Origin of the sequence: Marinobacter persicus (assembly GCF_900114155.1) — a bacterium.
Lineage (GTDB): Bacteria > Pseudomonadota > Gammaproteobacteria > Pseudomonadales > Oleiphilaceae > Marinobacter > Marinobacter persicus.
Genome location: NZ_FOSC01000007.1, coordinates 207,928 through 218,082, shown reverse-complemented (window position 1 = coordinate 218,082; position 10,155 = coordinate 207,928). Strand labels below are relative to the sequence as shown.

The following is a 10,155-nucleotide window of genomic DNA, read 5'->3' as shown; positions in this document are numbered from 1 at the left end:
CCAGAGCCAGAGCCAGAGCCAGAGCCAGAGCCAGAGCCAGAGCCAGAGCCAGAGCCAGAGCCAGAGCCAGAGCCAGAGCCAGAGCCAGAGCCAGAAACGGTAGAGGTTCCGGAGCCGACAACGCAAGTGGAAAAGGGGCCCGAACAGGAAGCCGCCGGCGAAGAAGCCGACAATGAAGACAGCCAGGACGCCGTCGAGCTGAAAAATGCCGGCAATTCAGCCGACGTGGACAGCTACCTGAGCAAACTCAGCCGCCACCTGGCCCGCTATTACGAATACCCCCGCCGGGCCCGCCGCCTGGGCCAGCAGGGCACACCCGTGATTGTGTTCGAATTCAATCGGGCCGGTGAATTAATCGACCACTCCCTGCGGGACAGCTCCGGCCACGAGCTATTGGACGACGCCGCCCGGGAAATGCTCACCCAGGCCGCTCCCTTGCCTGAAGTCCCTGATGACATGCGGGGCAACACCTTCACCTACGCCTTGCCGGTGCGGTTCAGTTTGCGTTGAGACCGAAGCCGGCCAGGGCTACCATGGGCCACTTAGTCAGAGGCCAACATGCAGCACCAAAACCACCACCAACTCGGCCAACTCATGTGCCAGGCCACCCGCGACATCCTGTGGCGGCCAGTTTGTGACAGCGTTCGGGCAACCAACCCCGGCGCTGGTCTGGACTGCCGTGTGGGGTCTGGCAACGCCACCTACCACCGGTTTGATCCCCACAGTCAACAACACCGGATCACCTACGGCGTTCGGATGATCCGCGCCAAACAGGAACAGGAAACGGCTCAGTGGTGGTTATCAACCCGGGAAATCCAGAGTCGCGGCTACTTTGCCGGCGAGGTCAGCGCCTTGAACCTGCTGGCGCATACCTGTTGCCATGAGTTCGCCCATTTATTGCAGCACAACGCAGGGCATCGCCATTACCGCTCGGTACACAACCGGCACTTCTACCGCATTCTTGATGACCTGCACCAAAGCGGCCAGGCAGAGACAACGAGAGATTATCTGGCGGAGCGGGCAGAAGCCGGGCAACTTTGGCTCGGGCAAACGCCGTTCACCCTGCCAGACCCACATTCGCAGGCCCGTCAATGGCAGGTCGGCGACGAAATCACTTTCCAGGACAGGTCAACACATCGCCACGGCCGCATTCTCCGGGTGAACCGGAAAACCTGTACCGTGCAGGGGCTTGGTGCTTCAGCAGGCCATCGGTATCGCGTGCCGCTGGCCCTGCTCAGACATTGGCAAATCCCAGAATGATTCAGCTCGGCCAGACAGATGCTTCCTCCTGGCCACTATTCTTGTGCTCATACATGGCCGCATCCGCCAATGAGAAAAGCTGGTCAAGATCCTTGGCGTCATCGGGATACAGGGCCTCGCCGAGGCTCAACCCTACTTGAATATGCCTGCCGTCCGGCAAACGAATGGACTCTTCGGCCAACTCTGAAAGCCGGCGTTTTAGCGGGCCCAGATCTTCACGGGCCCAAACATCCTCCAGCAACAGAACAAACTCATCACCACCGATACGGGCCACAGTGTCCGTCTCACGGGATAACGCCTCCAGGCGTTTGGCCACGGCAATCAGCACCGCATCACCGGCAGCGTGCCCAAAGCTGTCATTAATCTGTTTGAATTTATTCAGATCCACAACCATCAACGCGAAACTGGCCCCGGAGCGTCTGGTCCGTGCCCTGGCTCTGGCTCTGGCTAAACGCTCGTGCAGAAGCTTGCGGTTGGCCAGCCCCGTCAGGCTGTCGTGATTGGCCTGCTCCTCCAGCAGTAGGGAACTCTCCCGCAGCTTAAGGTTGGCGGCCTCGAGTTCCCGGGTTCGCTCGGCCACTCGGCTTTCCAGTTGTCGTTCATTTTCACGCACAACTTCCAGCATTTCCTGCCGGTTCTCCAGGGCCTGCGCCTGGGCATGCTCCCGCGAACGCTGCAACTCGTTAATCCGATCCGCCAGCGCCAGGGACAGCAACAACATTTCCGTGACGGAGCCGATCAACATGGCATTGGTCGTCAGGGCATTCGAGGGCAGAACGCCCATGTTGTGCAACGCGATCACCAGCACACCAACAAGGAACGCAGCCCAGGCCAACACGAAGAACTGGGCACCAGGTTCACGGTGCACAAGGCTCACAGCCCCCATGAACAATGCCGAAAGGGCAAATAACAGGGACGTTACATTCACTGAGATCGCCGCAACGTGGTAAAAACCGGCGAGGGCGACAGCAAAGGTTATCCCGTAAACGACGCTGAATGTCGGCATTAACCAGCGCAATTTCAGTCTGGCCGGAACGCCGCCCAGAAAACGATGCACGAAAAGCGCTCCAAATACACCGGCCGCCGACACGCCGCCGGTCGGTGACAGATGCGTTAGCCAGGGTGTTTCCGGCCAGAGAAACTGGCCAGTAAATCCGGACAGGCCAGCCTGACCCACTGCAAGGCAAGCCATGAATCCCACGTAGGTCAGGTAAAGGCGGTCACGCAAAGAGAAAAACAGAAACAGGTTGTACACCAACAGCGCCAGCAACACCCCGTAATAAAGGCTCAGAACGGTATAGCTCTGCTGATCATTCGCCCACAGACTGTCGCCCTGCCAGAAGGTAACAGGAATGGTCAGGGTGCCTTCCGAACGCACGCCGACAAACAACTGGTACTGTTCATCGCTCTCCAGAGCCAGGGGAAATACATGGTTACGGTGTTCGACCGGTTTGGAGACAAAAGGCAGGAGATCACCGGATTCGCCTTCGAAGATCTGCTCGCCGTCACGAAAAAGATGGACTTCCACATGATCCAGCGAGGCATGACCGATTTCCAGAAACCATCGGTCCGGCAATTTGTCTGCCGTAGTGAAATCCAGTGCCAACCAGATCTGGTCGGTGGTCAGCCCGAAGTTGGTGGGCGTTCCGGCACCGGCACCCGGTGTTTCAAAGCGCCCCTGCAGGAACAGATCACGGGCTTGCGCCACCGATAAACCATCGCCGGCATTGCGATAAATGGCTACGCGCGAGGAAGCATCGAAGCGATCGTGTTCGCCGGCCAGCACCGGCGGGGCTGAACCAACCTGCGCCAAAGCCGGGGTCCAACAGATCAGCAGCACCCACAGCAGTCCCAAAGACAGCAAACGGCGGCTCAACACATTATCTCCGGCTGTTCCAGACAAACGGCTATGCCCCCCGGGTTACAAATCACGAAAACGACGGGTTTGGTTACCAACAGAAATCTGCTCATTCAAGGTCCAGAAATCATACAGCACGCCAATCAGGAACAACCCGCCGGTGCACAGATAGATAATCCCGGTTATCCACTTACCCATGTACATGCGGTGCACGCCAAACACGCCCAGAAACGTCAGCAGCACCCAGGCGATGTTGTAGCTGGTATCGCCACCGCTGAACCGCCAGTCGGCCTCACGGTCCATGGCGGGGATCAGGAAGAAATCAACGATCCAGCCAATAAGAAACAGCCCCAGGGTGAAAAACCAGATGGTACCGGTGATTGGTTTGCCGTAGTAAAAGCGGTGTGAGCCGATGAATCCGAAGATCCAGAGCAGATAGCCGATAAGTTTGCTGTGGGTGTCGGTTCTCTCAATCATGACGGACTCCGTGGGCTGGCGGTGCGTCACTCAAGCCGGAGCGGATCACCTCGCCCTTGTGCCAGAGCCGCCATTCACCCGGTTGATAGATATCCCACTGCTCATCGGTGGTCAGTGGCTCGGTGACGATCACGCTGACAATATCATCCGGCGTGGTCTGTGATTCAAAGTCCACGGTTACATCGGTGTCTTTCAGCCGGGCGGGGCCGAAAGGGGCGCGGCGGGTAATGCTGGCCATCTTGGTGGAGCAGTAAGTAAACAGCCACTCACCATTACTGAGCAACAGGTTGAATACGCCCTCGCTGGCGTAGGCCCGGGACAGTCGCACCAGGTAATTCACCACGGTTTCCAGTGGATCGTCACGGCGGCAGTGGCTGCGCAGGTGGTTCAGCATGTCGCAGAACAGCGCTTCACTATCGGTGCTGCCCACCGGCTCGTAGAAACCTTCGGTCGCCCGGAAGTTTGACAGCTGGCCGTTGTGGGCAAACACCCAATAGCGGCCCCACAGCTCACGAATGAACGGATGGGTATTGGCCAGGCAGATATCACCCACATTGGCCTGGCGAATATGGCAAATGGCCACCTCGCTTTTAATAGGGTGGGTCTGCACCACTTCGGCAATACGGGAACTGGCGCTGGCATCGGCGTCGTGGAAGCTGCGCACCCCCTTGCCCTCATAGAAGGCCACGCCCCAACCGTCCTTGTGGGGGCCGGTTTCTCCACCACGGCGGGTCAGTCCGGTAAAGCTGAAACACAGGTCGGTGGGGGTGTTGGCGCTCATCGCCAGCAATTCACACATACAACTGATGTCCTGTTCGAAGGCCAGGCTTAGCCCAGCAGGTTATCCAGCGGCTGGTCGTACCCCGGGGCAAACACCTCCAGAAAGTAGCGCACTTCCGGCAAGGCTTCCTGTTCCAGCCGATTGCGAATCTGCTGCTCGGCGGGTTCAAACTCCGGGTTGCCGGCGCGCAGTTCAGCCCGGCATTTGAGCCAGGCCGACAGCCGATCGGCTGCCTTGATCAACTGTTTTTCCGATTCGTCCAGCTGCGATTCCCGCACATAGGGCGAAAAATCTTCCCGCAACTCCTCCGGCAGCAGGGCCAGCAATTCCCCCTCGGCCTTGTGTTCGATATCGCCAAAGGCCTCGCGCATCACCTTCGAATGGTACTTGACCGGGGTCGGCATATCACCGGTGATCACCTCGGTGGCATCGTGGTACAGGGCTGCGGCGGCAATTCTGTCGGCATTAACGGTGCCCCCGTGGCGCCGGTTACGAATCAACGCCAGGGCATGGGCGATGGTGGCCACCTCCCAGGAGTGGGTAGCAACGTTCTCCTCGATGGCATTGCGCATCAGCCCCCAGCGTTTGATCCAGCGCAGACGACTGATGTAAGCAAAAAAATGACTGGCAGCTCCGGTCATGGTGTTGATGTCTTTCCGTTGTGAACAGACATCCGGTTAACGGACATCCAGGGTAAAGGGCACGATGATCTCTCCGGCCTCCGTTAATGCCCCGTCACGGGACGGATCCAGCAGGAACAGCTGGCTGGTGGGCACCTCATGGGTCTGTTCCAGAATGCGCCGCACCTCCAGTGCCCGCTGATTCGCCAACTGCCCCAGGGTTTCAGAGGGCAGTGAACGCTCACCCGCCAGGTAAGCCTGGCGGGCCTGCTCCCAGGCTGGGCCTGTGGTTTCCTCGCCATTGGCCGCCATCTGCTCTTTCAGCAGGGCCAGGCCATCGGCTTCCGGTGCCACGGCACCACGAATTTCCAGCAGCAGCTCCGGGCGGTCTTTCAAGGCATTGGCCAGGGCCGCCAGCTTGTCCGTCTCGCTACCGGCCAGTAAGGTGCCGCCGGGCTCGAAGGCCACCTGCCCAAGCTCTTCACTACTGAAACCTGCCAGATCGGCAATGGACCCCAGCATGGTGAACGGCGAGGCCGCTGCTTTGGCCAGCAGGTTTACAAAGGCACGCATCACCACCTGCCCAACGCTGAACTCGGGATTGGCCATGTCGCCCTCAATGGGCAGGTCCACTTCAATCACCCCCTGGCGATCAGTCAGCAACGCCAGGCCCAGTTTTACCGGGGCATTGACCGCCTGCTCACTGGCCACCGACCGGCCCAGCTGCATTTGATCGAGGATAACCTTGTTGGAGGCCTTCAGGCGGCTGCCGGTAATGTCGTAGTCCATGTCCAGCTGCAGTTTGCCGCTGTCCACGGCGTATCCCAGATACCGGCCGAAATAGGGCGACAGCACCGGCAATGACAGGTTATCCATGCTCAGACTCAGTTCGCTGGTGTCTTCGCCGCCGAGCGCGCCCAGGGTACCAGTGAAATCAACCGGCGCCACACCGGCCAGCCGGCCCTTGAGATTTACCCGGCCTTCCTGTGGTGGCACGTTACTGATGCCGGAAACCGAGCCATTGAGGGCATCAAAAGTCGTACTGAAGGCCGGGTCCAGAGTCCGGTCGGCGTAGGCCACGACACCGCTTTCCACCTGCAGTTCACCAATGCGGAAAATCAACGGCGGGCGCTCGTCGTTGTCGGTTCCCGCCTGCGCGGGGGCTTGTTCTTCGCTATCCGGGCTTTCTCCTTGCACCCCGGCCTTGGCAATCCGCTGGACATTGTGCAGACTATCGGCATCCCGCACGATACTGGCCACCGGCTCGCTCACCGTTACCGTGCCCACTTCCAGCCGTGCCGGATGCACGTTGTATTCAATAGGTGCCAGTCGCAGGTTCTTCCAGGCCACCAACGGGTCATTCTGTTCCGCCAGGCGTACATCCAGACCGGCCACCTGGGCGGTGCCACTGAAGGTACCGGTCATCGGATCGGTCTGGGCGTCCAGGTCCAGGTTGCCATCAAAGCCCAGCCGACCGTCACGCAGCGCCAGGTTGGCCGCTGTTTGAAGATAGGGCTCGGCCACCACCAGGGCAACATCGGAACCGGACAGGGCGGACTCAAAGGTAAAGGGCACGGGCGTCAACTGGCCATTGGCGGAAAGCCGTCCACCGCTGGCAAGAGTGGTAGTCAGCTGATAGGAAACCGGTTCTTCCAACCGATGGGACAGGCCGCTGATCGATGCGTTGATCTCGTTCAGCCGGACTTGTGCCGGCGTCTCCGGCACTTCATCGCGCCAGTCAATCCGGCTGTCTGTCAGCTCCACACCCTGGACCGACCAGCGCAAAGACGTGCCGACATCCTGCTCGCCGTTTCGGCTGGCGCCCTCTTCCTCCCGGCCGGTGTTTTCGCCGGCCCCGGGCAAAGAGGCAACCCAATCGATCACACCGTCTGAATCACGGGTAGCCCCCACCGCGAGCTGGTCAAACGCCACCAGGCCCACGCTCGCTTCCTTGCCGGTCAGGTCGAAATCAATGCCTTGCACGGCAATTTCGGCGGCGCTCAGTGCGGGCTCCCGGGCCTGCCCGCTCAACGCCATCGCCAGATCACGCACGGTTAACTGACCATCCGAGGTGGTCAGTTCCAGGCCGTTTGAGGCCGACAGCCGATAATCGGACGTCAGGGTCACCGAGCCTTCTCTTAACTGCCAGGGCATGAAGGGCTTGAGAAAATGGGCCAGGGTGTCATGGCGAATGTCCGACAGCCTTACGGAACCCCGGGAATACAGGGGTGCAACGCTCAACTCACCCTCCCACTCAATGATCTGGTCGCTGGCCTCAGCCGCCAGCGAATAGCGGCTGGTGCTGGAGTCAGCGTCTCGCGGCCAGGTGGCCAGGTCATCCAGGGACAGGTCCAGGGGCTGGAGGCGGAATTCCGCCATTTCATCCTGGGTAAAGTCCCGGAACCGCAGCTCTCCACCATTGACGGCCAGTTGTTCGAAGTACAACTTCAAGGGCTCACCCGGGTCCGAGCTCTCCGGGGTTTCGGGGCCGGAGTCCGCCGGCGGGTTGGCGGCCCGGAAATCCCGGGCATAGTTCACGGAGTAATCGTCCAGCAGATCCAGACGAATGTCCGGCTGATCCAGCGTGATTTCCTGAAAGCCGATCACGCCGGTCAGTAACTGGAAAAAGCTGACGTTTACCCGGAAGTGTTCAAAACCGACGACCGGCTCACCCTCACTGTCCACCGCCTGCAAGCCGTCCGCCTCCAGCGTCAGGGCATAGGGATTGGTGCGAATATCGGTAATTTCCGCCTGCCACCCCATGGTTTTTTCAAGCTGTTCGGGCAGGGCACGCTCCAGCCACCATGGCAGCAGTAGAAAGCCCGCCAGCGTGTAGAGCAACACCAGCAGCACCACGCCAACCAACAGATAGCGGGGCCAGCGGCGTTGGTGTACGACCGGCTGCGGCGGTGTTTGCGGATTCTGTGCCTTCTGTTCGCCCACGGGCTTCTCCCTGACAGAAATTTCAGCAATTATGGATAGTTCAAGCATAGCGCCCGGAGTGCCTGCCTGTCAGCCAGAGATAAACCGACAGACCTGACAGCAAGCGGCGAACCCGATATGCTCCGGCCACGTACAAGGAGCATCTGATTGGCCCTGAATTCACAGACGGAGAACAGCGGTTATGGACATCGGCGACATGCGTCGGGATTTTGAAAGCGAAGGCCTGGACCGGGAACACCTGCACAATGACCCGGTCCGCCAGTTTGAAACCTGGTTCGAGGACGCCCGTAAAGCCGGCATTCTTGAGCCCAACGCCATGTCACTGGCCACCGCCGGTCGTGATGGCTTGCCAGATCTGCGCACCGTGCTGCTGAAATACTTTGATGACCGTGGCTTCGTCTTCTACACCAACTACGGCAGCCGCAAGGCCCGGGAAATGGATGAAAATCCCCAGGCGGCGCTCCTGTTCCCCTGGATCGGGCTGAACCGACAGGTGCGGATTCAGGGGTCGGTCGAGAAAGTCAGCAAGGCCGAATCCCTGCGCTATTTTGCCTCCCGCCCCCGGGGCAGCCAGATCGGCGCCTGGGTGTCCGAGCAAAGCAAGGTGATTACCTCCCGGGGTTTGCTGGAGCAGAAAGTCGCCCAGATGAAGCAGAAATTCGCCGCCGGCGAGGTGCCCTTGCCGGATTTCTGGGGTGGCTACCGGGTGGTGCCCGAGCGTATCGAGTTCTGGCAGGGCCGCCCCAGCCGACTGCATGATCGCTTCGAATATGTGAGGGAAGGCGATGGCTGGACCATCCAGCGGTTGCAGCCTTGAGCGAATGGACATAACGGAACGGCGGGTCTGCGTCTGGCTGTGCCGTCAGCCGGATAGTAACGCCCCGATCGCCGCGCCCGGGTGGCTGACCCAAACCGAGCACCAGCGACTGGCCTCGCTGGCCGGCCCCAGAGTACGGGAGTTTCTGGCCAGTCGCTGGCTGATCCGCCAGGCCTTGTCGGCGGTATGTGGCGGACAACACAGGCCAGAGCAGTGCCGCCCGGTGCCCGGTCGTCCCGTAGCCTCGCAGATGCCTGCCGGCTGGCATCTATCGATTAGCCATAGCCAGGGGCTGGCTGCATGCGCGCTGTCCCGGCAACCGCTGGGCGTGGATCTGGAGCCACTCCAGCGCAGGCCCGGCTGGCAGAAAGTGACCCGGCGCTGGTTTTCAGAAACCGAACAGGCCTGGCTGCTTGAACGGGATGACCCCCAGACCTTTCTGCAAGCCTGGACCTTCAAGGAAGCCTGGCTAAAAGCCACGGGGCGGGGCATTGCCGGCAATCTGCAAACCCTGGAAGTGGCGCCCGGCTTTGAGCTGTCCGGCGATCGCCCGGATGCCTGCTGGCAGGCTGACTCACTGGCCGTCGAGGATTTCCTGGTCACCGTGGTGTACCAGACGCCGGATGCCACTCCGCACAGACCGGCATTTCATTGGCTGGCTCCGCCCCCGGAGGATTTCAATCTGTGCACGGCTGAGGACCGAACCATCGATGCCAGCCTTGCCCTCCACCGCAGCATCCAACCTGGCCATCCATCCAGACCCCTACCGGAGGCGACATGACCACCGAGCCCCAGCGCTGCCCCTGGTGCGGCACCGATCCGCTTTACGTTCACTACCACGACACCGTCTGGGGCCGGCCGGAATACGACGACCTGGCCCTGTTTGAAAAGCTGTGCCTGGACGGCCAGCAGGCGGGGTTGAGTTGGCTGACCATCCTGCGCAAACAGGAAAACTACCGGGCCGCCTATGCCGGTTTTGATCCAGAGCGCATCGTGCGGTTCACCAAAAACGATATCGAACAGCTGCTGCAAAATCCGGGGATCGTGCGTAACCGACTGAAAGTGCAGTCAGTTATCAAGAACGCCCGGGGCTATCTGGCGCTAAGGGAGCAGGGTGAAAACTTCTCTTCATTTCTCTGGCAGTTTGTCGACGGCCAGCCCATCCAGAATCACTGGCAGCGGTTCGAACAGGTGCCCACCACCACACCCGAGTCCGAGGCCATGTCCAAAGCCCTGAAAAAGGCCGGCTTCACCTTTGTCGGCCCCACCATTGTGTATGCCTTCATGCAGGCCACCGGCATGGTCAACGATCACCTGGTTTATTGTCCGGCGCACGAAGAGTGCAAAGCACTTGCCGGTTGATCCTGTCTGCTCCGTTGCTCGTAAGCTAGAGCAACAT

General features: G+C 60.2%; 10 protein-coding genes. 5 read left to right on the top strand and 5 right to left on the bottom strand.

Features of this window, described 5'->3' with window-relative positions:
* Window positions 1–510: energy transducer TonB (locus tag BMZ63_RS09570; protein WP_091704911.1), on the top strand; the 510-nt coding region annotated here is incomplete at its 5' end.
* A gap of 48 nt (window positions 511–558) precedes the next feature.
* Window positions 559–1,260 carry a hypothetical protein gene (locus BMZ63_RS09565; RefSeq protein ID WP_227663459.1) on the top strand — a complete coding sequence of 234 codons (702 nt, stop codon included), beginning with the start codon at window positions 559–561 and terminating at the stop codon, window positions 1,258–1,260.
* Window position 1,261: 1 nt separating this feature from the next.
* Here BMZ63_RS09565 and BMZ63_RS09560 read toward each other — a convergent pair whose 3' ends face one another.
* From BMZ63_RS09560 to BMZ63_RS09540, 5 genes are read right to left on the bottom strand one after another with little or no spacing between them, the layout of a single operon-like run.
* Window positions 1,262–3,136 (bottom strand): 7TM diverse intracellular signaling domain-containing protein, encoded by a 1,875-nt coding sequence (locus BMZ63_RS09560; RefSeq protein ID WP_177187057.1) that lies wholly within the window; start codon window positions 3,134–3,136, stop codon window positions 1,262–1,264.
* Between the two features lie 45 nt (window positions 3,137–3,181).
* Window positions 3,182–3,595, bottom strand: a complete 414-nt coding sequence (locus tag BMZ63_RS09555; protein ID WP_091704864.1) for an NINE protein — start codon at window positions 3,593–3,595, stop codon at window positions 3,182–3,184.
* A complete protein-coding gene (locus BMZ63_RS09550) occupies window positions 3,588–4,394 on the bottom strand; it encodes a class II glutamine amidotransferase (RefSeq protein ID WP_091704861.1) in 807 nt (268 codons plus the stop codon). Before BMZ63_RS09550 ends, BMZ63_RS09555 begins: the two co-directional genes overlap by 8 nt.
* A 29-nt stretch (window positions 4,395–4,423) precedes the next feature.
* On the bottom strand, window positions 4,424–5,017 hold the full coding sequence (gene yfbR / locus BMZ63_RS09545) for a 5'-deoxynucleotidase (protein WP_091704859.1): 594 nt from the start codon (window positions 5,015–5,017) through the stop codon (window positions 4,424–4,426).
* Between the two features lie 36 nt (window positions 5,018–5,053).
* Window positions 5,054–7,939 carry a DUF748 domain-containing protein gene (locus BMZ63_RS09540; RefSeq protein WP_091704906.1) on the bottom strand — a complete coding sequence of 962 codons (2,886 nt, stop codon included), beginning with the start codon at window positions 7,937–7,939 and terminating at the stop codon, window positions 5,054–5,056.
* Window positions 7,940–8,120: 181 nt separating this feature from the next.
* On the opposite strand from BMZ63_RS09540, the gene pdxH reads away from it, so the two are divergent.
* Genes pdxH through BMZ63_RS09525 form a run of 3 tightly spaced genes read left to right on the top strand, consistent with a single transcriptional unit; the run spans window position 8,121 to window position 10,118 of the window.
* Window positions 8,121–8,756: a pyridoxamine 5'-phosphate oxidase gene (gene pdxH, locus BMZ63_RS09535; RefSeq protein ID WP_091704856.1), complete on the top strand. Its 636-nt coding sequence runs from the start codon at window positions 8,121–8,123 to the stop codon at window positions 8,754–8,756.
* A 4-nt stretch (window positions 8,757–8,760) separates the two neighbouring features.
* The gene (locus BMZ63_RS09530) at window positions 8,761–9,537 is read left to right on the top strand and encodes a 4'-phosphopantetheinyl transferase family protein (RefSeq protein ID WP_227663460.1); all 777 of its coding nucleotides are present in this window, start codon (window positions 8,761–8,763) and stop codon (window positions 9,535–9,537) included.
* Entirely contained in the window at window positions 9,534–10,118 is a 585-nt protein-coding gene (locus tag BMZ63_RS09525) for a DNA-3-methyladenine glycosylase I (protein ID WP_091704852.1), read from the top strand. The genes BMZ63_RS09530 and BMZ63_RS09525 overlap by 4 nt, the downstream gene beginning before the upstream one ends.
* Window positions 10,119–10,155 lie beyond the last annotated feature (37 nt).

Bases quoted from the DNA above. Each gene is read 5' to 3' on its own strand.
- BMZ63_RS09555 (WP_091704864.1), bottom strand. From the start codon at position 3,595: ATGATTGAGAGAACCGACACCCACAGCAAACTTATCGGCTATCTGCTC.
- BMZ63_RS09565 (WP_227663459.1), top strand. From the start codon at position 559: ATGCAGCACCAAAACCACCACCAACTCGGCCAACTCATGTGCCAGGCC.
- pdxH (WP_091704856.1), top strand. From the start codon at position 8,121: ATGGACATCGGCGACATGCGTCGGGATTTTGAAAGCGAAGGCCTGGAC.
- BMZ63_RS09550 (WP_091704861.1), bottom strand. From the start codon at position 4,394: ATGTGTGAATTGCTGGCGATGAGCGCCAACACCCCCACCGACCTGTGT.
- BMZ63_RS09525 (WP_091704852.1), top strand. From the start codon at position 9,534: ATGACCACCGAGCCCCAGCGCTGCCCCTGGTGCGGCACCGATCCGCTT.
- yfbR (WP_091704859.1), bottom strand. From the start codon at position 5,017: ATGACCGGAGCTGCCAGTCATTTTTTTGCTTACATCAGTCGTCTGCGC.
- BMZ63_RS09530 (WP_227663460.1), top strand. From the start codon at position 8,761: ATGGACATAACGGAACGGCGGGTCTGCGTCTGGCTGTGCCGTCAGCCG.